The organism is Pseudooceanicola aquaeponti (assembly GCF_050897975.1).
GTDB lineage: Bacteria > Pseudomonadota > Alphaproteobacteria > Rhodobacterales > Rhodobacteraceae > Pseudooceanicola.
Window position 1 is genome coordinate 338189 of the sequence record NZ_JBPAXY010000008.1, and the last position, 21698, is coordinate 359886.

21 protein-coding genes, 1 tRNA gene and 1 pseudogene are annotated in these 21698 nt (G+C 67.4%); 14 read left to right on the forward strand and 9 right to left on the reverse strand.

The window, feature by feature from the left end; all coding sequences use genetic code 11:
- The first annotated feature begins 254 nt into the window (after positions 1-254).
- From ACRARE_RS20575 to ACRARE_RS20585, 3 genes are all read left to right on the forward strand, one after another.
- Complete coding sequence (locus ACRARE_RS20575; protein ID WP_432658352.1) at positions 255-983, forward strand: 5-oxoprolinase subunit B family protein; 729 nt, start codon at positions 255-257, stop codon at positions 981-983.
- Positions 980-2023: a 5-oxoprolinase subunit C family protein gene (locus tag ACRARE_RS20580; protein ID WP_432658353.1), complete on the forward strand. Its 1044-nt coding sequence runs from the start codon at positions 980-982 to the stop codon at positions 2021-2023. The genes ACRARE_RS20575 and ACRARE_RS20580 overlap by 4 nt, the downstream gene beginning before the upstream one ends.
- Positions 2024-2160: 137 nt before the next feature.
- A complete protein-coding gene (locus ACRARE_RS20585) occupies positions 2161-2358 on the forward strand; it encodes a DUF1328 family protein (RefSeq protein WP_432658354.1) in 198 nt (65 codons plus the stop codon).
- A gap of 94 nt (positions 2359-2452) precedes the next feature.
- Here the strand turns inward: ACRARE_RS20585 and ACRARE_RS20590 are convergent, their stop codons facing one another.
- Positions 2453-3277: a response regulator gene (locus ACRARE_RS20590; protein WP_432658355.1), complete on the reverse strand. Its 825-nt coding sequence runs from the start codon at positions 3275-3277 to the stop codon at positions 2453-2455.
- A 48-nt stretch (positions 3278-3325) separates the two neighbouring features.
- Here ACRARE_RS20590 and ACRARE_RS20595 point away from each other — a divergent pair, with 48 nt between their 5' ends.
- From ACRARE_RS20595 to ACRARE_RS20615, 5 genes are all read left to right on the forward strand, one after another.
- Positions 3326-3550 carry a NepR family anti-sigma factor gene (locus ACRARE_RS20595; RefSeq protein ID WP_432658356.1) on the forward strand — a complete coding sequence of 75 codons (225 nt, stop codon included), beginning with the start codon at positions 3326-3328 and terminating at the stop codon, positions 3548-3550.
- Between the two features lie 50 nt (positions 3551-3600).
- Positions 3601-4158, forward strand: a complete 558-nt coding sequence (locus tag ACRARE_RS20600; protein WP_432658379.1) for an RNA polymerase sigma factor — start codon at positions 3601-3603, stop codon at positions 4156-4158.
- A 15-nt stretch (positions 4159-4173) separates the two neighbouring features.
- On the forward strand, positions 4174-5907 hold the full coding sequence (locus ACRARE_RS20605) for a sensor histidine kinase (RefSeq protein WP_432658357.1): 1734 nt from the start codon (positions 4174-4176) through the stop codon (positions 5905-5907).
- Positions 5908-5970: 63 nt separating this feature from the next.
- Complete coding sequence (locus tag ACRARE_RS20610) at positions 5971-6978, forward strand: amidoligase family protein (protein WP_432658358.1); 1008 nt, start codon at positions 5971-5973, stop codon at positions 6976-6978.
- Positions 6975-7757: a gamma-glutamyl-gamma-aminobutyrate hydrolase family protein gene (locus tag ACRARE_RS20615; RefSeq protein ID WP_432658359.1), complete on the forward strand. Its 783-nt coding sequence runs from the start codon at positions 6975-6977 to the stop codon at positions 7755-7757. The genes ACRARE_RS20610 and ACRARE_RS20615 overlap by 4 nt, the downstream gene beginning before the upstream one ends.
- 191 nt (positions 7758-7948) lie before the next feature.
- Here the strand turns inward: ACRARE_RS20615 and ACRARE_RS20620 are convergent, their stop codons facing one another.
- The 3 genes from ACRARE_RS20620 to ACRARE_RS20630 all read right to left on the reverse strand — a co-directional run bounded on the left by ACRARE_RS20620 (position 7949) and on the right by ACRARE_RS20630 (position 12457).
- On the reverse strand, positions 7949-9466 hold the full coding sequence (locus ACRARE_RS20620) for a malonate--CoA ligase (protein WP_432658360.1): 1518 nt from the start codon (positions 9464-9466) through the stop codon (positions 7949-7951).
- Positions 9467-9536: 70 nt separating this feature from the next.
- On the reverse strand, positions 9537-10595 hold the full coding sequence (locus ACRARE_RS20625) for a GlxA family transcriptional regulator (RefSeq protein WP_432658361.1): 1059 nt from the start codon (positions 10593-10595) through the stop codon (positions 9537-9539).
- 203 nt (positions 10596-10798) lie between these two features.
- Positions 10799-12457, reverse strand: coding sequence for a GMC family oxidoreductase (locus tag ACRARE_RS20630; protein ID WP_432658362.1), 1659 nt, complete (start codon positions 12455-12457; stop codon positions 10799-10801).
- Positions 12458-12733: 276 nt separating this feature from the next.
- Here ACRARE_RS20630 and ACRARE_RS20635 point away from each other — a divergent pair, with 276 nt between their 5' ends.
- From ACRARE_RS20635 to ACRARE_RS20650, 4 genes are all read left to right on the forward strand, one after another.
- The gene (locus tag ACRARE_RS20635; protein ID WP_432658363.1) at positions 12734-13180 is read left to right on the forward strand and encodes a (2Fe-2S)-binding protein; all 447 of its coding nucleotides are present in this window, start codon (positions 12734-12736) and stop codon (positions 13178-13180) included.
- A 3-nt stretch (positions 13181-13183) separates the two neighbouring features.
- On the forward strand, positions 13184-15379 hold the full coding sequence (locus tag ACRARE_RS20640) for a xanthine dehydrogenase family protein molybdopterin-binding subunit (RefSeq protein ID WP_432658364.1): 2196 nt from the start codon (positions 13184-13186) through the stop codon (positions 15377-15379).
- A gap of 227 nt (positions 15380-15606) precedes the next feature.
- A tRNA-Cys gene (locus ACRARE_RS20645) sits at positions 15607-15680 on the forward strand.
- Between the two features lie 139 nt (positions 15681-15819).
- Positions 15820-16653 carry a protein NO VEIN domain-containing protein gene (locus ACRARE_RS20650; RefSeq protein WP_432658365.1) on the forward strand — a complete coding sequence of 278 codons (834 nt, stop codon included), beginning with the start codon at positions 15820-15822 and terminating at the stop codon, positions 16651-16653.
- Here ACRARE_RS20650 and ACRARE_RS20655 read toward each other — a convergent pair.
- The 4 genes from ACRARE_RS20655 to ACRARE_RS20670 all read right to left on the reverse strand — a co-directional run bounded on the left by ACRARE_RS20655 (position 16650) and on the right by ACRARE_RS20670 (position 19279).
- The gene (locus ACRARE_RS20655) at positions 16650-17741 is read right to left on the reverse strand and encodes a tyrosine-type recombinase/integrase (protein ID WP_432658366.1); all 1092 of its coding nucleotides are present in this window, start codon (positions 17739-17741) and stop codon (positions 16650-16652) included. The genes ACRARE_RS20650 and ACRARE_RS20655 overlap by 4 nt on opposite strands.
- A gap of 19 nt (positions 17742-17760) precedes the next feature.
- Complete coding sequence (locus tag ACRARE_RS20660; protein ID WP_432658367.1) at positions 17761-18060, reverse strand: hypothetical protein; 300 nt, start codon at positions 18058-18060, stop codon at positions 17761-17763.
- Positions 18061-18251: 191 nt separating this feature from the next.
- A complete protein-coding gene (locus ACRARE_RS20665) occupies positions 18252-18671 on the reverse strand; it encodes a hypothetical protein (protein ID WP_432658368.1) in 420 nt (139 codons plus the stop codon).
- Between the two features lie 74 nt (positions 18672-18745).
- Entirely contained in the window at positions 18746-19279 is a 534-nt protein-coding gene (locus ACRARE_RS20670; RefSeq protein ID WP_432658369.1) for a hypothetical protein, read from the reverse strand.
- Between the two features lie 554 nt (positions 19280-19833).
- Between ACRARE_RS20670 and ACRARE_RS20675 the strand changes: the two genes are divergently transcribed.
- Both ACRARE_RS20675 and ACRARE_RS20680 read left to right on the forward strand, forming a co-directional pair.
- Positions 19834-21129 carry a plasmid recombination protein gene (locus ACRARE_RS20675; RefSeq protein WP_432658370.1) on the forward strand — a complete coding sequence of 432 codons (1296 nt, stop codon included), beginning with the start codon at positions 19834-19836 and terminating at the stop codon, positions 21127-21129.
- Between the two features lie 86 nt (positions 21130-21215).
- Positions 21216-21581: a glycoside hydrolase gene (locus ACRARE_RS20680; RefSeq protein ID WP_432658371.1), complete on the forward strand. Its 366-nt coding sequence runs from the start codon at positions 21216-21218 to the stop codon at positions 21579-21581.
- Between the two features lies 1 nt (position 21582).
- Here ACRARE_RS20680 and ACRARE_RS20685 read toward each other — a convergent pair.
- Positions 21583-21698 (reverse strand): annotated as a pseudogene (locus ACRARE_RS20685) (IS5/IS1182 family transposase); the annotation flags it as partial.

The window sequence follows — 21698 nt, forward strand, 5'->3', positions numbered from 1 at the left end:
CCAGTCTAGCCGATCGCGGCGGCGGATCGAAGCCCCGGCGCGCAAGCGAGGGGCGGCGCAAGCAAGGGGGCGCTGCCCCCCCCCCGGCCGCGCGTCCCGCGCGCGTCCCCCCGGAGTATTTCCGGCTGTCGGATGAAAGGGGTGCCTTTGCGCGGTCCAGGCATTGCCCTGCCCGCCCCCCTGCCCGGATTGACAAGCGGGGGCGGAGTTGCAAGCTGTGCCCTTTCCCTCGCCCGCGCCCCGGAGCCTGCCTGATGACCGCCGCCGACACCGACGCCCTGCCCGCCCTTCTGCCCCTCGGGCTGGACGGGATCCTGGTGCGTTTCGGCACGACCTTCAGCGCGGCGGCCAACCGCGCCGCCCAGGCCTTCGCCGCCGAGGCGGGCGCGCTGGAGGGTCTGAGCGAGGTGGTCCCCGCCCCGGCCTCGGTCCTGCTGCGCTATGACCCGCTGGCGGTCGAAGGCGCGCGGATCCTCGAAGACGCCCGGGCGCTCTTGGCCGCGCGCGACTGGCTGGCGCTGGCCGAGGCGCCGCCCGCGCGGCGCTGGCATCTGCCGGTCAGCGTCGAGGCGGCGGATGCCCCCGACCTGCCCGAGATCGCCGCCGAAAGCGGCCAGAGCGAGGATCAGGTGATCGCGGCCTTGCAGGCGGCGCGGCCCCGGGTGCTGGCCATCGGCTTTGCCCCCGGCCAGCCCTATCTGGGCCTCCTGCCCCCCGCCTTCGACCTGCCGCGCCGGGCCGAGCTGCGCCGCGTGCCCGCGGGCGCGCTGACCCTGGCGATCCGGCAACTGGTGCTTTTCGCCAATGCCTCGCCGACCGGCTGGATGCAGTGTGGCCGCTGCGCCTTCCGCCCCTTCCAGCCCGAGGCGCCCGAGCCGATGCCGCTGCGGGCGGGCGACGAGATCCGCTTTCACATCGCCCCGGCGGCCGAGCTGGCGGGGCTGGACCCGATGGGCGGCGCCCGGCTGGAGGTGCTGCAATGAGCGCCCCCGCCGCCCAACTGATCCTGCGCGCCCCCGGCCCCGCCCTGACGGTGCAGGACCTGGGCCGCCCGGGCTATGGCGCGCAGGGCCTGTCGCGGGGCGGCGCCTTCGACCCCCTGGCCCTGTGGGAGGCCGCGGCCCTGCTGGGCCTGCCCGCCCCGGTGGCGGCGGTCGAAATGCCGGGCCTGGGCGCCCGGTTCGAGGTGACGGCCCCCCTGCGCCTGGCCCTGACCGGGGCGCCGATGCAGGCCGAGCTGGACGGGCGCCCCCTGGCCTGGCACGCGGCCCATCCGGTCCGCCCGGGCGAGGTGCTGCGCATCGGCGGGGCGACCGGCGGCGCCGTGGGCTATCTGACCCCGGCAGGCGGGCTGGAGACACCCGCCCTGCTGGGCAGCCGCGCCACCCATCTGGCCGCCGGGATCGGCGCGCCCCTGGACGACGGCGCGCGCCTGCCGGTCGGCCCCGACCCTGATCCCGCCCGCCCCGCCTGCACCCTGCGCCCCGCGCCACGTTTCGGCGGCGGCACCCTGCGCCTGCTGCCCGGACCGCAGACCGACCAGTTCGGCCCGGAGCGGCTGGAGGCCTTCTGCGCCGCCCGGTTCGCCCGTGGCCCGCGCAGCAACCGCCAGGCGCTGCAACTGCTGGACCGGTCGCAGGGCGCGGGCCCGCCCCTCTGGCATCTGGCCGCCGGGGCCATGGCCTCGGAGCCGATCCAGGCGGGGGATGTGCAGATCACCGGCGACGGCACGCCCTATGTGCTGGGCCCCGAGTGCCAGACCATCGGCGGCTATCCCCGCATCGGATCCCTGCACCCCGAGGATCTGCCGCGTCTGATGCAGGCCGGGCCGGGGGATCTGGTGCAGTTCACCCTGTGCCCCGACGCCGCCCAGGCCGCCCGCGTCCTGGTGGCGCCCGACACCCTGTTGCAGCGCCTGCGCCAGGGAGTGACCCCGCTGCTGCGCGACCCGGCGAAGATGACCGACCTGCTGTCCTATCAGCTGATCTCGGGCGTCACGGCAGGTGACGATCTGGACCGGTGAGAGACCGTAACACCCCCGATTTGAGATAAATTTCGCCGAATTCCCCGCGGGTGCGGCGGAACCTGCGGTGGCGTACCGCGTTTGAATCCCCGAGACGGCCGAGAGGCCATTAAGCGGCACAGAAACGGAGGTGCGCCATGATCTGGCCCATTACGTTCTTCGCTGTCGCGTTCATCGCCGGAGTCTTCGGATATGCGGGGATCGCGGCAGCCTCTGCGGGGATCGCGCAGATCCTGTTCCTGCTCTTTGCGGGGCTCGGGATCCTGTCGCTCCTGCTGCATGTAACGGAGGCTCGGCACCGGGACGAGTTCGACGACAACTCGCGCTGGTACTGAGCCCCAGGCAGAGCAAGAAACGTCAACAATGAAAAGACCCCGCCGGAGTCACAACCGACGGGGTCTTTCTTTGCAACGGCGCTGTGCGGCGCCCTCAGGTCTTCAGCGTCTCGGTCGAGGCAAAGAACATCGCCTGGCTGACCGCCGAGCGCACCTGATCCTCGCGATAGGGCTTGGAGATCAGGAAGGCCGGTTCCGGGCGGTCGCCGGTCAGCAGCCGTTCGGGGAAGGCGGTGATGAAGATCACCGGACGTTCGCCCAGCTCGCCCAGGATCTCGTTCACCGCGTCGATGCCGCTGGAATTGTCGGCCAGCTGGATGTCGGCCATGATCAGGTCCGGGGTTTCGGATTTGGCCAGGGCCACGGCCTCGGTATGGGTGCGGGCGACGCCGGTGATCTTGTGGCCCATCTCGGCCACCAGGGCCTCCAGGTCCATGGCGATGATCGCCTCGTCCTCGATGATCAGCACCCGGCCCGAGACCGCATCGGCCATCTCCTGGCGGGCGGTGTCGAGAAGGGTCTCGACCTCGGCCTCGTCGGTGCCCATGACGGCGGCCACTTCGGAGACGTTGAAATCTTCGATGGTGTGCAACAGCAGCGCCTCGCGGGTGTTCGGGCTGAGCTTGGCCATATGCCGCTGCGCCTGCGCCTCAAGCCCCGCGGCCTCGACGGCGACGGGGGCCCCGGAACTGGCCCAGATGGTATGGAAAACCTTGAAAAGGGCGACCTTCTCGCCGATGCCCCCTTCAAAGACCGAACGGTCCTGAAGGATCGCCTCTAGCGTGGCGGCGGCATAGGCGTCACCGCTGGACTGTGCCCCGGTCAGCGCCCGCGCGTAGCGGCGCAGGAAGGGCAGGTGCGCACCGATCAGGCTTGCGAGATCACCGGTAGACGATGCGTTGCCGGAAGAGACTGACATTTTATCCCCTTTTTTGCATTTTTCAGGAACCTAACTCCGGATCACACGTTGGGTTCCGCCAGCGATGAGAATTTCTCGGACTATCGAAAGGGGAACATGACATTGGGCCAGACAAAATCAAGCGCAGTCGGCGGGATCGACGATAACCTGCGTCGCGTGTTCCAGACCACTCTGGACGAGGACGTTCCCGACCGGTTCAAGGATCTGCTGAAGCAACTTCAGGAGCAGGATAGCCACGCCTCCGCCCCCGATCAGCAGGAGCATGGAGAATGAGCGTCTCTGCGACCCCTGCCAAGGGCAGCGCCGCGACCGAGGCCAGCGGCCTGTCGGGCCCCAATCCGCGCGACGAACTTGTCGATCACCTGCCGGCGCTGCGGGCCTTCGCCCTGGGTCTGACCCGGAACTCGGCCACCGCCGACGACCTGGTTCAGGACGCCATCGTCAAGGCCTGGACCAATATCGAGAAGTTCCAGGCCGGGACCAACCTGCGCGCCTGGCTCTTCACCATCCTGCGCAACACCTATTACTCGTCCCTGCGCAAGACCCGCCGCGAAGTGGCCGATGTGGACGGCGTCTTTGCCGAAAGCCTGTCCGAGAAGCCTGCCCATGACGGCCGTCTGGCCCTGGCCGATTTCCGCACCGCCTTCAACCAGCTGCCCGATGAACAGCGCGAGGCGCTGGTCCTGGTGGGCGCGCTTGGCGCCTCTTACGAGGAAGCGGCGGAAAGCTGTGGCGTGGCCGTCGGCACCATCAAGAGCCGCGCCAACCGTGGCCGGGCCAAGCTGGCGGAACTGATGCAGTTGAACGATGACGAAGCGCTGGAGCTGACGGACCCCGCCACCATGGCCGTGGTCACCTCAAAGCCGATGACCGCGCGTTGACCGGCGGGAGACCCAATGCCGCATAGTGCGAATACCCCCTGGTTCCGGTCCCTGTCGGTCCGGATCGCAGGGGTCCTGTCCCTGGCGCTGATCCCCATCGGCTCCATCGCGATCTATCAGACCAATCAGGTGTCCTCGCAGGCCGAGGAAGTCACCCGCCTGTCCCTGCTGGCCCTGACCCAGCAGGGGGTCGAACAGGAACGCGCGGTGCTGCAACAGGCCTTCGGCGCCACGGCCGCCCTGGCGCGCATGGTGCAAACCCAGGGCGGCGACGCGCCGGGCTGTCGCCAGGTGATGGAAGAGTTCAACGCGGCCATGCCCGACTTCAGCGTCGCCGCCTTCGTGCCGGTGGACGGTCAGGTCAGCTGTTCGTCGCGGGGCGTCGGTCAGGACGTTTCGGAAGATGCCGCGCACCTTGAACTGATCCGCGAACGCCGCCCGCGCGTGATGGTCGCCCATGAGGCGGCAATCAGCGGCACCTCGGTGCTGGTGGTCTCGCATCCGGTCATGGTCCAGGGCGACTACGTGGGCTACACTGCCATTTCGGTCCCCCATGCCAATCTGAACCTGGCGCAGGAACCCAGCTTCGGCGCCGCCCCCGATTACCTGATAACCTTCAACGCCCTGGGCGAGGTACTGACCAGCAATGCCGAAAAGGGCGGGCCAGGCGGCGATCTGACCCAGGAGCTGCTGCCGATCCGCTCGACCCCGGAAGACATGGCGCGGCTGGCACCGATGGTCTTTTCCGGCCAAAGCCGCCTGGGCGACGACCGCCTTTACGTCATCGTGCCCATCGTCGAGGACGAGGTTTTCGCCCTGGGCATCTGGCCCTCTGTCGACGACATGAGCGACCGCGTCCAGGTGCCGGTGATCCTGTTCCCGCTGCTGATGTGGATCGCCTCGGCCGTGGTCGGGCTGGTGGCCATCGACCGCATGGCGGGCCGCCACATCCGCCAGCTGTCGCGCCGGATGCGCCGCTTTGAACGGGTGCGCACCTTCGAGGGCGCGCGCTCGATGCGCTATGCCGCCGATGAGCTGAAGAACATGGAAGAGGATTTCATCCTCATGGCCGAGACGATCCTGCACGACCAGGCCGAGCTGGAAAACGCCGTGCGCCAACGCAATGTGCTGCTGAAGGAAGTGCACCACCGGGTGAAGAACAATCTTCAGCTGATCAGCTCGATCATGAACATGAACATCCGCCGCGCCCATTCGCCGGAAACCAAGGCCATCCTGGCGCGGCTTCAGGACCGGGTGCTGGCCATGGCCTCGATCCACCGCAACCTGCACCAGGTGGAAAGCCAGGGCCAGGTCAACGTCGGCAAGCTGGTGCACGAGGTGGCCAACCAGACCTTGCAGGCCTCCTCTTCGGGGGGGCATCACATCCGGGTCAAATATGACGTCGAGGACGTGATCCTGTACCCCGACCAGGCTGTGCCGCTGTCGCTGCTGGCCTCGGAACTGATGGCCAACGGGGTGAAATACACCGGCAGCGATGCGGGCACCCCCTGGATGACCCTGTCGCTGGTGCAGGAGGGCACGCGCGCGCGCCTCAGCGTGGCCAATTCCAAGGGGCGCGGCCACCACATGATCGAGGATGTCGAAAGCACCGGGCTGGGCAACCAGCTGATCCGCGCCTTCGCCACCCAGCTGGGCAGCCAGATCGAGATCGAGGACGGCGAACACGAGTACCGCGCCACGATCAGTTTCGAGGTCGCCAGCTTCCAGCCCGAACCGCTGGATTACTGACCCCGGCCCGGGCGCCGCCAGGCCGCGCCCGGCGCCCCCCCTGCCGCGAAAGGACCCGCCGCCATGTCGCCCCGCCCCAACGCCGCCGCCCTGCCCCGGCCCGAGGATGACGCGGGCCAGCCCCGTCTGCTGGGGGTCGAGGTCGAGTTCGGCGGCCTGACCGAGGGCCGCGCCGCCCGGATCCTGGCCGAGGTCACGGGCGGGCAGCTGTCCGAGACGGCGGGCGACTACACGGTCAGCGGCACCCCCTTCGGCGATTGCAAGATCTACATGGACACCACCCTGCGCGACCGGGGCCAAAGCGCCCTGGGCCGCGCCGCGCTGGATCTGGCGCGCAACGTGGTGCCGGTGGAACTGGTCACCGCCCCCTTCGACCCCGCCCGGCTGGGCGATCTGGACGCGGTGCTGGCCCGGTTCCGCGCCGCCGGGGCCAGCGGCACCGACGAGGGGATCCTGCTGGGCTTTGGCTTGCATCTGAACGTGCAGATCGCCGCCGCCACGGCGGATCACCTGTGGTCGGTGCTGACCGCCTTCGCCCTGGCCGAACCGCTGCTGCGCGACGCCTACAGCCTGGACCTGTCGCGCCGCGCCCTGCCCTTCGTCGACCCCTATCCGCAACGGCTGCTGGACGTGCTGGCCCAGGGCTGCCCGGACCGGCTGGAGGCGCTGGTGCAAAGCTATCTGGGCGTCACCCATTCGCGGAACCACGCCCTCGACATGCTGCCGATCTTCGCCCACCTGTGCCCCGATCTGACCCGCGACGCCCTGGCGCGTGGCGCGGGCGGCACGGTCTCGGCGCGGCCCGCCTATCACTACCGGATGCCCGATTGCCGCATCGACGATCCGGGCTGGAGCCTGTCGGGCGAATGGGCCCTGTGGTGCGCCATCGAACGCCTGGCCGAGGACCGGCCCACGCTCGACCGCCTTTCCGCCCGCTGGCGCGAGATGCGCGCCGATCCGGTGGGCCGGGTGCGCCTGCAACTGAACGGCTGGGTCGAGGCCTCGGAAGAGATCCTGACCCCGGCGGGGCATGGCGACCTGCGCAGGCTGGCCGAGGGCCTGCGCGGATGATCCTGCGCCGCCGCGATAGCGACGGGGACCGCGCCGCGCGCCCCCGGATCGGGGTCACCGTCTCGGCCCGCTCGGCCTGGCGCATCTTCCCGCTGATCCGCCTACAGGTGGCCCTGGCGGGGGGGCGCGCCCTGCGCTGGATCACCGAGGCCGAGGTGGACCTGGCCGCGGTGGACGGGGTGGTGATCGGCGGCGGCGACGACATCGCGCCGATGCTTTACGGTGGCGAGCTGCGCGCGGGCGTCACCCTGGACCCGGCCCGCGACCGGATGGAAGCGCGGGTGATCGAGGCGGCGCGCGGTCAGGGCCTGCCAGTGCTGGGCATCTGCCGGGGCGCGCAGATGCTGAACGTGGTGCTGGGCGGCACGCTGCACCAGGATGCCTTCGCGGTCTATGACGCCTCGCGCCGCTATCGCACCATCCTGCCGCGCCGCCGGGTCGAGGTGCTGCCCCAAACCCGGCTGGCGGATCTGGCGGGCACCCAGCCGATGAGGGTCAACGCCCTGCACAGCCAGGCGGTGGACCAGCTGGGCCAGGGCCTGCGCCTGTCGGCGCGGGACGAAGGCGGGATGCCCCAGGCGCTGGAAAGCCTGGCCGATCCCTTTGCCATCGGCGTGCAATGGCACCCCGAACACCTGGTCTATGCGCATCGCCAGCGCCGCCTGTTCCGCGCCCTGGTCTCGGCCGCGGGCGCCCGTTTTCAGGGCGATTGCCAGACCGAAGCCGTGGACCGGATGCCCCCGGTCGACGCCTCTGAAACTTTTTTCGCCCGCGACTGACTTTTTGCGGGAACTTCCTCGGTGCTGGGACCGTTGAGTTCCTGTCCGATGCCCCCGTCCCGTACAAGACCGCGCATCGGTTTTAGGGATCGTGTAACCCTCGTCGCGATCCCTGGGCACCGGGGGCATGTCCCCCGCCTCCGGTGCTTCCCTTCCTTTCCCCGGATCCGCCCGCCTTGGGATTTGGCCCGTCACCCCTTGGCGAACAGCCCGCCGTGGGTCTCGCGCAGGAGGTTCTTCTGCACCTTGCCCATGGTGTTGCGCGGCAGTTCCGGCACCAGGACATAGTGGCGGGGATGCTTGAACCGGGCCAGGGCGTCACCGACCGCCGCCTCGATCTGCGCCAGGTCGAGCGTGGCGCCCTTTTCCGGCACCAGAACCGCCACCACCGCCTCGCCCAGGTCGGGATGGGGCACGCCGATCACCGCGCTTTCCAGAACGCCGGGCTGGTCGTCCAGTACCAGTTCGATTTCCTTCGGATAGATGTTGTAGCCGCCCGCGATGATCAGATCCTTGGCGCGGCCAACGATGGTGACATAGCCGTCTGCGGCCTGCTGCCCCAGATCGCCGGTGATGAAGAACCCATCGGCGCGCAGCTCTGCCGCCGTCTTCTCGGGCATCTGCCAATAGCCCTTGAAGACGTTGGGGCCGCGCACCTCGATCACCCCCACCTCACCGCGCGGCAATTCGGCGCCGGTCTCGGGGTCGGTCACCTTCAGCTCGACCCCCGGCAGGGGCAGGCCCACGGTGCCCGCCCGCCGCTCGCCCTCGTAGGGGTTCGAGGTGTTCATGTTGGTCTCGGTCATGCCATAGCGTTCCAGGATGCGGTGGCCGGTGCGCCCCTCGAACTGCACATGGGTGTCGGCCAGCAGGGGCGCCGAGCCCGAGATGAAAAGCCGCATGTGCCCGGTCAGTTCGGGGGTGAAGCGGGCATCGTCCAGCAGCCGGGTGTAGAAGGTCGGCACCCCCATCATCGAGGTCGCCTGCGGCAGGGCCGCGATCACCTGATCGAGGTCGAACTTTGGCAGCAGGATCATCGCGCCCCCCGCCGCCAGGATCACGTTGGTCGCCACGAACAGGCCGTGGGTATGGAAGATCGGCAGGGCGTGCAGCAGCACGTCCTGGTCGGTAAAGCGCCACAGCTCGACCAGGGTCTGGGCGTTGGACAGCAGGTTGGCCTGGGTCAGCATGGCGCCCTTCGACCGCCCCGTGGTGCCCGAAGTGTAAAGGAAGGCCGCCAGGTCGTCGGCCTCGCGATCGACGGTGGCAAAGGTCGCGGGCATGGTCCCGGCGATCTCGTTCAGCGAGCCCAGACCGTCGCCGCCCAGGGTTTCGCAGCGCGCGCCGAACCCTGCCGCCATCGCCGCCAGCTCGACCTCGCGGGCCGGGTCGCAGACCAGCAGCCGGGCGCCCGAGTTCTCGACGAAATAGGCCAGTTCGGCGGGGGTATAGGCGGTGTTCAGCGGCAGGGCGATCACCCCCGCCTGGATCGCCCCGGCATAAAGCGCCAGCGCCTTGGCCGATTTCTCGACCTGGATGGCCACCCGGTCGCCCGGCCCCAGCCCGCAGGTGGTCAGCGCATGGGCAAAGCGCGCGGCAATGTCGAGAAAGCCGTCATAGCTGAGGGTGTCCTCTCCGGGCAGGTAGAGGAAGGGGCGACCGCTGCCGCGATGCGCCCCGAACAGGGTGTCGTAAAGGGGGTTTGCCATGGCCGTCTCCTTCGGTGCTGCGCAGATCGCGCGCGCCGCCGGAACGGGATCGGGGGCCAGGCCCCGACGGTCAGCCCCGCCGGGTGCTGCGCCGGGCGCGGCCCAGGGCCCGGTTATAGGCCGTGGGCGCCACCCCGAACCGCGTCTTGAAGCAGCGCGAGAAATGTCCGACCGAAGCGTAACCGCAGGCGGTCGCCACGTCGATCAGTTCCAGATCGGTCGAGCTGAGCAGCATCCGCCCGTGATCCAAGCGCAACCCGCGATAGAACTCGCCCGGGGTCTTGCCGAAGACCGACATGAACAGCCGCTCGATATGGCGCCGCGAATAGCCCGAGGTCAGGGCCAGCTCTTCCATGGTCAGCGGATCTTCGAGGTGCGATTTCATCAGCTCGACCATGGACAGAAGGCCCGGATGGCGGGTGCGGATCAGCACCGAGGTCGAGCTGCGCTGTTCTTCCTCGCGACCGACGCGGACCTTGCGCAGGCACATTTCAGAGACCATGGCGGCGAATTCCTCGCCATGGTCGCGGCCGATCAGTTCCAGCATCATGTCGATGGCGGCCGAGCCGCCGCCGCAGGTCATCAGGCGGCCGTCGATCTCGTACTTGGTTTCCTTCGGCACCAGGTCGGGGAAATGGGTGCGGAAGGCGGGCAGGTTCTCCCAATGCAGGGTAAAGGCGCGGTCCGACAGCAGCCCGGCGCGGGCCAGGGCCACGGCGCCGGTGCAGATGCCGCCCACCATGCCGCCGAAACGGTGATGGCGCTGCACCGCGCCCACCACCGCGGGCACCATCGCCTCGGAGGCCGGGTTGCCCGAGCAGACAAACAGGTTGGTGTCACGCGACAGCCGGTCGATCGCCCCCTCGACCCCGATCGGGATGCCCGAGGAGGAGGTCACCGCCTGCCCGTCCACCGACAGCACCCGCCACTGATAGAGGGCATGTTGCGACAGCTGGTTGGCGATCCGCAGCGCCTCGACCGCCGCCGAGAAGGCCAGCAGGGTGAAGCCCGGCACCAGCAGGAAGGCGAAGACGCGCGGCTTGTCGGGGGCTGGCAGCGGGAAGAAGGCGTCGCCCTGGGGCACCACGGGGGCGGCGGTGGTGAAACGGTCCTTGAACGAGTTTTCCATCAGGCAGGCCTCCGGCAGGGATCAGGGGACGTCAGGGCGTGCGGCACGGGGGGCGGGGGAGTCGGGGGGCGGGCCGCCATTTGGGCGGTTTGCGGCCTCGGCCCGCGTATCGTCAAGAGCGAAGCGCCCCCTGCCCCCCGTTTCGCGCCCCGCCGCCCAGCAGAGAGGCAGCAAAACGCCGCCTGGCACCCTCAAAGCTTGTCCTACAGCCCCTGGCGGATCCAGGCGGCGGCCTTTTCGGCGATCATCAGGGTGGGCGCATTGGTGTTGCCGCTGGTGATCTCGGGCATGACCGAGGCATCGGCCACCCGCAGCCCGGCGACGCCCTTCAGCCGCAGATGCGGGTCCAGGGGCGCGGCGCTGTCCTCGGCGGCGCCCATGCGCACGGTGCCCACGGGGTGGAAGATCGTGCTGGCGATGTCGCCCGCCAGCCGCGCCAGGTCCTCGTCGCTTTGGTACTTGGGGCCGGGCTTGTATTCCTCGGGGGCGTAGCGGGCCATGGCGGGCTGGGCCATGATGCCGCGCACCTGGCGCAGGCTGGCGGCGGCGATGCGGCGGTCCTCGTCGGTGGACAGGTAGTTGGGCGCGATCTTCGGCGCCGCCCGCGGGTCAGCCGAGGCGATGCGCACATGGCCGCGCGAGGTGGGGTTCAGGTTGCAGACCGAGACGGTGATGGCCGGGAAGGGATGCAGGGGCTGGCCGAAGGCCTCCAGGCTCAGCGGTTGGATATGGTATTGCAGGTTGGGATGGGGCCGGTCGGGGTCCGAGCGGGTGAAGGCGCCCAGCTGGCTCGGCGACATGCTCATGGGGCCCGAGCGGCGCAGGGCATATTCCAGCCCGATCTTCGCCTTGCCCCACAGGCTGGCGGTCAGGGCGTTCAGGGTCTTGGTCCCCGCAACCTTGAAGACCGCGCGGATCTGCAAGTGGTCTTGCAGGTTCTCGCCCACCCCGGGGATGTCCTGCACCACCTCGATCCCGGTCTCGCGCAGCAGACCCGCGGGGCCCAGCCCCGACAGCTGCAACAGGGCCGGCGTGTTCACCGCGCCCGCCGACAGCACCACCTCGCGCAGGGCGCGGGCGGTGACCTGCTGCCCGGCGCGGCGTACCACCACCCCGTCACAACGCAGCGCGCCCTCGGGCGCGAAGGTCAGCCGCTCGGCCTGGGCCTCGGTCCAGATGGTCAGGTTCGGGCGGTGTCTGGCGGGGCGCAGAAAGGCCTTCGAGCTGTTCCAGCGCCAGCCCGCGCGCTGGTTCACGTCGAAATAGCCCACCCCCGCATTGTCGCCGGTGTTGAAATCCTCGGTGGGCTCGATGCCCGCCTCGGTGGCGGCCTCGGCGAAACTGTCCAGCACGTCCCAGCGCAGGCGCTGTTTCTCGACCCGCCATTCGCCGCCCGACCCGTGCAGGTCGGAAAAGCGGCTGTTGTCGCCAGTCACCGGATCGGCGCCGCCGTCCAGCCGATAGTGATCCTCGTGGCGCTTGAAATCCTCCAGCGCGCAATCCCAGGCCCATTCCCCCTCGCCGGTGATCCGGGCCCAGTTGTCGTAATCCCGCGCCTGGCCGCGCATGTAGATCATGCCGTTGATCGAGGAACAGCCACCCAGGGTTTTTCCCCGTGGGTACAGCAGGCTGCGCCCGTTCAGCCCCGGCGCCCCTTCGGTGGAGTAAAGCCAGTCGGTCCGCGGATTGCCGATGCAGTAAAGATAGCCCACGGGGATGTGGATCCAGTGGTAGCTGTCGCGCGGCCCGGCCTCCAGCAGCAGGACCCGGGTGCCCGGATCGGCGCTCAGCCGGTTGGCCAGCAGGCAGCCCGCCGTGCCCGCGCCCACGATGATATAGTCGAAGCTTTCCGCCTGCGACATGGCCCCCTCCCTGCCCGTCTCTTGCCGCCCAGTGCTACAGGGGCGGGGCCGCATTTCCAACGGAAATGACGCCGCAGCGCCCCGCGCGCCGCAGGTATGGACCCCATTCATGAGGTCCGCTCATCGCTCCTATCGCGGGGCCCGGCCTAGCGGATCGCCTCTGGCGCCCTACTCTATACCCTGATGATCCAGACGTCGGCCGGCCTGCCCCTCGTGCCCCTTCCCCCGGGCCACCCTGCCGCCGACGCGCCACATAGGACCTGCAAGGAGGCCCCCATGAAGCTGACAGTCAACGGCACCGAACATGACGTGGATGTAGAGCCCGATACCCCGCTGCTGTGGGTGATCCGCGAGGAACTGGGCCTTCTGGGCACAAAATACGGCTGCGGCGTGGCCCAATGCGGCGCCTGCACCGTGCTGGTGGACGGCTATGCCACCCGGTCCTGCGTGACCCCTGCCGACAGTGTCGAAGGCGCCGAGATCCGCACCATCGAGACGGTCGAGGAAACCGAGACTGGCCGCCGCGTGGTCGAGGCCTGGGTCGAGAACCAGGTGCCCCAGTGCGGCTATTGCCAGTCGGGCCAGGTTCTGGCCGCCACGGCCCTGCTGACCGAGACGCCCAACCCCACCGATGACGACATCGACGCGGCCATGACCAACCTCTGCCGCTGCGGGACCTACAACAAGATCCGTGCCGCCGTGCACAGCGCGTCGGAGGGCTGATCCATGGGTATTCTCGACAAGATCCTGACCGCCTCCGCCCCCGTCAACGTCTCGCGCCGGGGCTTCCTGGCAGGCTCGGGCGCGCTGGTGCTGGCCACCTCCCTGCCGCTGCGTGCCTCGAAGGCGCAGGAGGCGGGCGCCGCGGCAGAACCCGCCGCCGTGCAGGCCTTCCTTGAGCTGCGCCCCGATGGCACCGCCTTCCTGCGCAGCCCCTTCATCGAGGGCGGCCAGGGCATCTATTCCGCCATGGCCCAGATCGTGGGCGAGGAATTGGACCTCGACCCGATGGCCTTTGCCGTCGAGATCGCCCCGCCGGGCGGCCCCTTCGGCATCATGGGCGGCTATCGCCTGACCGGCGGATCCATGTCGACCCGCACCGCCTATCCGGTGATGCGTCAGCTGGGCGCCTCGGCCCGCGCCATGCTGGTGCAGGCCGCCGCCACCCAGTGGGATCTGGACCCGGCCACGCTCATCACCGAACCGGGCGCCGTGGTCGACCCGGCCTCGGGCAACCGGCTGAGCTATGGCGATCTGGCCGAGGCGGCCATGGACCTGCCGGTGCCCGCCGAAGTGGCGCTGAAGGACGAGGCCGATTTCCGCTGGCTGAAGACCGGGATGCCGCGCCTTGACGTGCGTGACAAATCCACCGGCCAGGCCCGCTATGCCCTGGATGTCGAGGTGGACGGCATGTTGCTGGCCGCCGTCCAGCACGCCCCGCGCCTGGGCCTGACACCGCAGGCGATCCCCAACCAGGCCGAGGTCGAGGCGATGCGCGGCGTGCATTCGGTGCACCTGCTGGACGGCGCCGTGGCCGTGGTGGCCGAGAAGTTCTGGCAGGCCCGCCGCGCGGTCGAGGCCGCCCAGATCACCTGGACCGAGGGCGAGGCGCGCTGGCCGATGCCCGCCGAATTCTCCTCTGCCGGGTTCCGCGACACCCTGGCGGGCTTCGATGGCGACTTCACCCCGGTCGAGACCGAAGGCGACGCCCTGGCCGCGCTGGAGGGGGCCGAGACGGTGGTCGAGGCAACCTATGACGCGCCCTTCGTCGTCCATGGCCAGCTCGAACCGCCCTCGGCCACCGCGCGGTTCAACGCTGATGGCACGCTGGATCTGTGGCTGCCGAACCAGGCCCCCGAACAGTTCCAGGGCGCCGCGGCCGAGGCCGCCGGGATCGAGCCGGGCCAGGTGACCATCCACAGCCAGATGCTGGGCGGGTTCTTCGGCCGTCACTTCCTGTACCCGACCGCCAACCCCTTCCCCCAGGCCATCGCCCTGGCCCGCGCCGTGGGCCGCCCGGTGAAGCTGATCTGGACCCGCGAAGAGGATTTCCTGCGCGACGCCCCGCGCCCCCTGGGCCTGGCACGGTTCCGTGGCGCCATGGGCCCCGACGGCCCCGTGGCGCTGAGCGCCGAGGTGGTGGGCGAAGGCCCCACGGGACGTTGGTACAACGCGCCCGCAGGCAGCGATGCCTCGGCCACCGAGGGGATCTCGGGCAAGAGCTATGCCATCGCCAACCGCCGGATCGGCCAGGTCTACATGCCCAACCCGGCGGTAATCGGCTATTGGCGGTCGGTCGGCCATTCGATGCATGACTTCATGTATGAAAGCTTCCTCGACGAGATGGCCGAGGCGGGCGGGCTGGATCCCTACGAGATGCGCCTGTCGCTTCTGTCGGGCAACGACCGGCTGACCACCCTGCTGACCCGCACCGCCGATCTGGCGGGCGGCTGGCGCCCAGGTCCCTATGAGGCCGAGGACGGCACGATGCGGGCGCGCGGGGTCGCCATGGCCTCGCCCTTCGGCTCGGAGGCGGCGGCAATGGCCGAGGTCTCGCTCGACCGGGGCGCGGTGCGGGTGCACAACATCTGGACGGCGATCGACCCGGGCCAGATCGTCAACCCGGCGGTGATCGAGGCGCAGGTGCAATCGGCCGTGGCCCTGGGCCTGTCGGAAACCCTGGTCGAAGAGCTGGTCTATGAAAACGGCGAGCCCACTGCGCGCAATTTCGACAGCTACGAGATCCTGCGCCCCGAGATGATGCCCCAGATGCATGTGGCGGTGATCGAAAGCGGCGCCCAGATGGGCGGCGTGGGCGAACCGGGCCTGCCCGCCGTTCCCCCCGCCGTGGTCAATGCCGTGGCCCGGCTGACCGGCCAGCGGGTGCGCAGCCTGCCCCTGTCGAAACACGATTTCGGCTAGACCGATCTGTCACTGACCGGCGCGCCCGCCGCGCCGGTCCCCCAAGCGCGGCCCCTGGCGCCTTGCCAGACAGACACCGCACGGCCTTTCGGGCCACGCCCGCCCCTGCCCCGCCGCCCCGCGCCCGGCCCGCACAATGGCGAAACCAGCGAGGCCGCGCGCGCCGATGGCAGAACCTCTTGCGCTCTACCCTTCAGTCGTCTAAACGCCTGAAACACACCACGGATGGCGAGTTGGCGGAGTGGTGACGCAGCGGATTGCAAATCCGTGTACACCGGTTCGATTCCGGTACTCGCCTCCACCTTATTTTCAACGACATTAGTGCCGAATTCGCTGCCGGGACGGGCTGAAAAACGGCCCGGTTTACAGGCCGGTTTACAGTTTCGTAGGATTTCGCCTCTGCGCGTGACACGTTGCGAGGCCGTGGCTAAGGTCCTGAAATGGCAGATGGTCCTTGGACAGACGAAGAGAACGACCTGATCGTGGCGGATTACTTCGCCATGCTCGCGGATGATCTCTGTGGCCGCAAATATGTGAAAGCGGCGCACAACCGGGCGCTGCAAGATCGCATCGGTCGTTCAAAGGGTTCCATCGAATTCAAGCACGCAAACATCTCGGCCCTGATGCCCGCGTTTGGTCAGCCAATCATCAAGGGCTACCTGCCGCGCTTCAACGTGCAGATGGCGCTGGCCGAGGCCGTCGACCGCTGGCTCGAAGCCAATCCGGAATGGATCGAAAGGCTACCCAAGGCGGCCCCTTCCGGGATGGCCTATCAAAACCCTCGCCTCTTCGTCGACACGCCACCGACAATGCGCAACACCCCTCCCCCGGAGGAGGCGGAGCAGATGCGCACCATTGCTCGGCATTTCAATGTCGCGGCCCAGCAAGAGCGAAATCGCGCCCTCGGACGATTGGGGGAAGAACGCGCCCTCGCCCACGAACGTGCGACGCTCAGAGATGCCGGTCGAGATGATCTGGCGCGGAAGGTGATTTGGGTCAGCGAGGATATCGGCGACGGCGCGGGCTACGACATCTCAAGCTACGCTCCCGATGGCACCCCGCGCCTGCTGGAAGTGAAGACGACAAATGGCTGGGATCGGACGCCCTTCCATATCTCGCAGAACGAATTGCGCGTCGCCGAGGCGAACCGCGACACCTGGCATCTCTTCAGGATCTACAACAACGCGCGAGGGCCGAGAGCTTTCGAGCTCCGGCCCCCGCTGGATCACCATGTGACATTGACGCCCACGAGTTTTCAGGCGCGCTTCGATTAGAACTCGTGGCCGTCCTGACGCGCCCGCGTGCGCGCAACCATCAGCTTGCGCAGAACCTCGTCGGATGTGTCAGGACTGACCGCCGCGTATTTCTCGATCATGTTGCCTGCGTGGCGCAGGCCCCACCCCATGGTCGCGGCAATCTCGTCCAAGGTGCAACCAGCGCGCAGCAGCTCCGTCGCCGCAGTGCCGCGCATATCGTAAAGGCGCAGCTCATCGCGCACGTGAATACGCCGCGCATCCTTCTTCGCCATGGCATTCGCCCGCGCCTTCACGTCGGAAACAATCTGTGAGGCACGCACCGCCTGCAACTTCCGACCACTCAGCGAAACAATGAGATACTTCTGATCAGCCGGTGTCGTATCGATGATCGACGCAAACGCTGGCGTCACGGGAATGCTGGTTGGCTTGGCCGACTTGGTGCGCCGGAAGTATAGCCGCCGACCCATCGGCGTTTTCTGAACATGGCTGCGCGTCAGAATGCCAATGTCCTGTGGTGTCAGCCCACCTTCGGACGCCGCGATGATAATACGGCGCTCCCGCTCATCGGCCACGGCAAGCATCGCATTCAGTTCTTCAGGCAGCCAGATGATGTCCGAGCGATCAGAGCCATAAAGCCGCTTGACCCTATGGTGATGATGCACCGCAATTGCACCCTCCTCTTCCTTCGCCCAGTTCAGGAGGCGCGTAACGACTGTCGTGGCATAGTCGTATTGCTTGGGCGAATGCGCCCACTGGTTCTTCCACTCGCGGATTTCGCCGATGGACTCAGGCTCTTCGAACATCTTGATCGGGTCGGCGCCGAATTCGGCATCGAAGGAGTCGAGATACTTGTTGTAGTCGGACCGCGTCCGTGGGGCGAGTTTCTGGAAATGAGCCGACCGACGATATTGGTCGAGGACTGACGTGGTCAAAGACCGCTTCGGGCCCACGCTGCGCTTTTCCGCACCTCTCAGAACATCCGCATAGGCGAAGGCATATTCATCGGACCCCGGCCCGAAGGACATCGAGCTGTCCCAGAATTTCGGTCCGCCACGGAAGGCATAGTGATACACGCGCGCATTCCCATCCGCGAGTTCCTTGGTCACACGATGCACGCCTTTGAACTCATGCTCCCGCACGGCGCGCCCTCCGCTGCTCAGTCAGGCTTGCGGCCTCTTCCACTTTCGGGGGCGGCGACATGATGCCCTGCGCGATATCGAGCGCATGACGCACCTGCTTTGGATCGTAGACGTTTTGACGCCCGGGCACCGGCTTGATGCCGATCTGCCGGCACCAGGTCTGGAACCGCCCGGTCGTTCCCGAAAAGCGGACGGCCTGCGCGAGTTCTTCGCCAGAGATCATGTTGAGGCCGAACTCTTCGAGTGCAGCCGCGCCAGCAGTTATTGGAGTGGAGACAGTGGCCATTGTTCGTGCTCTTCCTGGCTTCGGTTTCAGTGCTGGCGGGGAAATGGAGACAGACCAAGGGCCCCCGGAGGAAATGCCTCAAGGGGTTTGCCTGCTCTGTTGGGAAGTGCGGGCGCGCTGGCTGGACAGCAGAAAGGGAGTGAGACCAGCGCGCCCTGACGGCGGGTGAGTCAAACCCGCCGATCTCGGTGTCAGCTCTGCCTGATGCGATAGCGGGTGATCTCAAAGTCAGCCGCGAGCAGATCGGTAACGCGATAGGATCCCTCCAACGCATTGCGCAGGTGACGCATCGTGCGATCGATCACACCCGGGGCTGCTTCGGGATCAAGTTTTGCCAACTCGCGCAAGGCAGATTGCGCAGCATGCCGGAAGTCCTCGGACAAAAGCCGATGCTTCTCGACCAGCTTGGTGAAATCGTCGGCCCATCGCTGGATCGGCTTGAAACTGTCGTAGGGAAGCAAAGCAATGGCTTCGAGTGCATTGCGGACCTGCTGGGTAGCGTCCGCGTGGATGTCCTCCATCCGTGCGAAATCAGCTTGGATTTTCTGGTCGTGGAAAAGCACCATCCGGTGCGTGTTGGCGGTCAGGTAAGTCGTGGGTGCTGGGAACATCTGTTTTCCTTTGATTGCCTGGGAACCGGTGCGGGACCGGCCCTCACAGGAGGGGCCGGTCACTCAGCCGGTCGTCAGGCTGCTGCTTTGCGAGCCTTGAGAGTCTTTCGCCGAGCCCGATATTCGACCGTCACCGGCTTTCGGCCGCACTCCGAACGGCGTTCAGCAGCGATGTCATGTTCTGCGTGCAGGCGTGCGCGCACCCGCTGCATCCGCTCGAGCCGATTGCCGGTAAGGCGACCGACGACCGGAGACCCCGCGCCGCCGACATTGAAACCAGAGTGCTTGGGACTCACCGAAAGCAACCGTGCACCGACAAGCCGGGTTGCGCGGTTCAGACCGGCGGCTCGCAGGTCCGCGACATGGGTTATCGCGATCTCGTAGCCACGATTGGCTGGGGTGGACGCTGAGGTGCCGTAAGCGAGCACGATCCGCCGCTCACCGCCGTCGCCGTCGACCTCCAGCACAAGGCAGGGCCGCACCTTCGGCTTGTCGCCTTCACCGGCAAGCCGGATCGGGAACTTGAACAACACGATATCGCCGCGTTGCACGGTTTTGGCCCAATCGGCGGTCTCTTCGGTGGTGTCTGGGGTATTCTGATCGAGCATCAATCTCTCCTGTTGTGGATGATCGACGCGTTCCGAACCTCTCTCTCTCGGAGGCTGGCCCGGGCTGCGCGTCACGAAGACGCGCGCAGCCCGGACCGGCCCTCCTTCAGGCCTGGGAAGGCCGGAAGGGGTGGCAAACGCCCTTCCGGTCCCGCTTGAGGCGGCCTTGGGAGCAGGGAACGGCGAGTGTCCCTGCCCGGGTGGGTCCAGGGCGGATGGAATGCCGCCCTGGTCGAGCCGACGGCTGCCAGCGGGTGGTGGGAGAGTGGCGAGCGACTCCTGCCGAGCAGGGGTGCAGGGGAGTGCGGAACGACGCCCTGCCCCGGCCGGAGGCCTTTGGAGAGCTCGAGAGGGCAACACGCCTTTCGAGCGGCGCGTCAGCGACGCCGGGGTCCGGGGGCGACAGCCCCCGGCGAACGCAAAGTGACAAGGAGGGCCCACGGCCCGGAGCGTCACTTTCCTAGTGAGTAGATGGCCAACACTTTGTCGTCCCCGCGATTTCCGAACGGATTCGAACGAACCGATTTCCCGGCTGCCTCAAAAGGAGACAGCCCGTGCCCGCCGATGCCGCCAAGACCCATCCGGTCGTTCTACGCTTCCAGTCGATGTTCCCGCATCAGCTGGACCGATATGTCCTGCACGAAGACCGCAAGGGCCGTGGATCGAAACATTGCGACCCTGACATGCGCAACGCCAATCGCCTAAACCTGATCGGCGACGACACTTGGCGAACACGGCTCACGCTCGAGCTTGAGACCGCTGCCGACGAGAACTTCGCGGAAGAGATCGACGCGCTCAAGGCTTTGAACCGCCAAAAGGACTACCTCGCACGCGGGCGCGCTGGCCGTCAGGACCCTTGGCGGGCGTCCAAGGGTGGTCCCCTGCGCGAAGTCATCCTGACGGCGAATGCCGAGTGGTTCGATGGCACGACGAACGACTTCGGCGAGGTCGACATGATCGAGCAGGCCAGGCGCGCGGATGATTTTGTCGACTGCGGCATCCGATGGCTCAAAAGTCGCTTCGGCGATGCGGTGATCACTGCGCGCGCCGACTTTGACGAGACGGCTCCCCATATCCACGCAATCATTGCGCCTTGGGCGGAGAAGACCAGCAAGCGCCGCGGACGGCAGCGCCTGCTGGTGCCGAACTCCATGCCCCTGCTTGCGAGCTACGAACAGGCACAGGACGACGTGGGCGCCTTCTTCGGCGAGATCGGCCTGACCCGCGGCCAGCCGCTCGCCAAGGAGCGCCGGGAGGCAGAAGCCGCGGGCGAGAAGAAGCCCAAGCCGCCACAGCATACGCCGCCCCATATCTGGCGGCAGCAAGAGGCTTCGCGGCTTGAGGCCGAGAAAGCCGCGCTTGCCGAAAAGAAGAGGCAACATGAAGAGAAGGAGGTGACGCTCTCCGAGGCAATCGAAGAGCATGATCAGCGGGACGCGGCCCTGTCATGCCGCTCTGAGGCTATGGAGAAGCGAGAACTGGACATGGCGAATGCTGAGACACTGCTCGATATCGCAGGCACGGGTAAGGCACTCCCGCCGCCCGTCGGAGACGAACCAGACCGGATACGCCGCCTGCGGAAGAGGACCACCCGCGCCTTCGAGGAAACGAAGAAGAAGGCTTTGCGAGACGCAGACCACATGATCGCAGAGCGCATAGAGCAGGCAAAAAGCTTGGCCGTAGCCGCCGCTACTTTCCGCGCCGCTCTGATCGAAGCCATTCCCGAAGGGCTCCGGAAAGGCATTCTGCGGCGCGTAGACCCTGCTGCCGCTGAACTCAGGGAAGAAGAGAAGCGCGTGACGGTCGTCGAGGCGCGCCGCGACCGAAAGACCGAAGATCCAAAATACTGAGACCCGACAAACCCCTTGAGAAAGAAAGGCCGCACGCCTTTCTTCCTGCTCATCTCCTCCTTGGTTCGCAAGGCATAGGAGAAGCCATGAAAGACCTGGATAAACTGAAAGAGCGCCGCCTGAAAGCGCGGCAACGTGCCGACAAGGTCGACACGGAATACACCCTCGAGAAGGCCAAGCAAGATGACCTTGCGCGGCTTGAGATCGGGCACAAGACCCTCGACATCATCGAGGCTCTGCCCGCTGAAGTGCGCGACGGATATGTCGAGACGATCGCGCCAACGTTGAGCAAGATTGCCATCGCCAAGCTCGTATCACTCGGGCATCTGGAACAGCAGAAGGCCGACAATATCCTCCGCGAGCGAGAAGAAACCCGGAAGATGAAGAAGACATCGAGGACTAAAGCAGTCCTCCCCAAAGTCGCGTCGGAAGACGACACCTCGGGCAACTAGGTCATGTTGACAAATGGCGGATCCAGAGACGGATCGACGTGATGTCAATGAAGCCGAGGAAGCTTTCCGCCGTCTTGTCGTAGCGGGTCGCGACACGCCTGGCGTTCTTGAGCTTGT

What these genes read in the sequence shown, in the direction of transcription:
- ACRARE_RS20575 (WP_432658352.1), top strand. Translation starts at nt 255, where the DNA reads ATGACCGCCGCCGACACCGACGCCCTGCCCGCCCTTCTGCCCCTCGGG.
- ACRARE_RS20580 (WP_432658353.1), top strand. Translation starts at nt 980, where the DNA reads ATGAGCGCCCCCGCCGCCCAACTGATCCTGCGCGCCCCCGGCCCCGCC.
- ACRARE_RS20585 (WP_432658354.1), top strand. Translation starts at nt 2,161, where the DNA reads ATGATCTGGCCCATTACGTTCTTCGCTGTCGCGTTCATCGCCGGAGTC.
- ACRARE_RS20590 (WP_432658355.1), bottom strand. Translation starts at nt 3,277, where the DNA reads ATGTCAGTCTCTTCCGGCAACGCATCGTCTACCGGTGATCTCGCAAGC.
- ACRARE_RS20605 (WP_432658357.1), top strand. Translation starts at nt 4,174, where the DNA reads ATGCCGCATAGTGCGAATACCCCCTGGTTCCGGTCCCTGTCGGTCCGG.
- ACRARE_RS20610 (WP_432658358.1), top strand. Translation starts at nt 5,971, where the DNA reads ATGTCGCCCCGCCCCAACGCCGCCGCCCTGCCCCGGCCCGAGGATGAC.
- ACRARE_RS20615 (WP_432658359.1), top strand. Translation starts at nt 6,975, where the DNA reads ATGATCCTGCGCCGCCGCGATAGCGACGGGGACCGCGCCGCGCGCCCC.
- ACRARE_RS20620 (WP_432658360.1), bottom strand. Translation starts at nt 9,466, where the DNA reads ATGGCAAACCCCCTTTACGACACCCTGTTCGGGGCGCATCGCGGCAGC.
- ACRARE_RS20625 (WP_432658361.1), bottom strand. Translation starts at nt 10,595, where the DNA reads ATGGAAAACTCGTTCAAGGACCGTTTCACCACCGCCGCCCCCGTGGTG.
- ACRARE_RS20630 (WP_432658362.1), bottom strand. Translation starts at nt 12,457, where the DNA reads ATGTCGCAGGCGGAAAGCTTCGACTATATCATCGTGGGCGCGGGCACG.
- ACRARE_RS20635 (WP_432658363.1), top strand. Translation starts at nt 12,734, where the DNA reads ATGAAGCTGACAGTCAACGGCACCGAACATGACGTGGATGTAGAGCCC.
- ACRARE_RS20640 (WP_432658364.1), top strand. Translation starts at nt 13,184, where the DNA reads ATGGGTATTCTCGACAAGATCCTGACCGCCTCCGCCCCCGTCAACGTC.
- ACRARE_RS20650 (WP_432658365.1), top strand. Translation starts at nt 15,820, where the DNA reads ATGGCAGATGGTCCTTGGACAGACGAAGAGAACGACCTGATCGTGGCG.
- ACRARE_RS20660 (WP_432658367.1), bottom strand. Translation starts at nt 18,060, where the DNA reads ATGGCCACTGTCTCCACTCCAATAACTGCTGGCGCGGCTGCACTCGAA.
- ACRARE_RS20665 (WP_432658368.1), bottom strand. Translation starts at nt 18,671, where the DNA reads ATGTTCCCAGCACCCACGACTTACCTGACCGCCAACACGCACCGGATG.
- ACRARE_RS20670 (WP_432658369.1), bottom strand. Translation starts at nt 19,279, where the DNA reads ATGCTCGATCAGAATACCCCAGACACCACCGAAGAGACCGCCGATTGG.
- ACRARE_RS20680 (WP_432658371.1), top strand. Translation starts at nt 21,216, where the DNA reads ATGAAAGACCTGGATAAACTGAAAGAGCGCCGCCTGAAAGCGCGGCAA.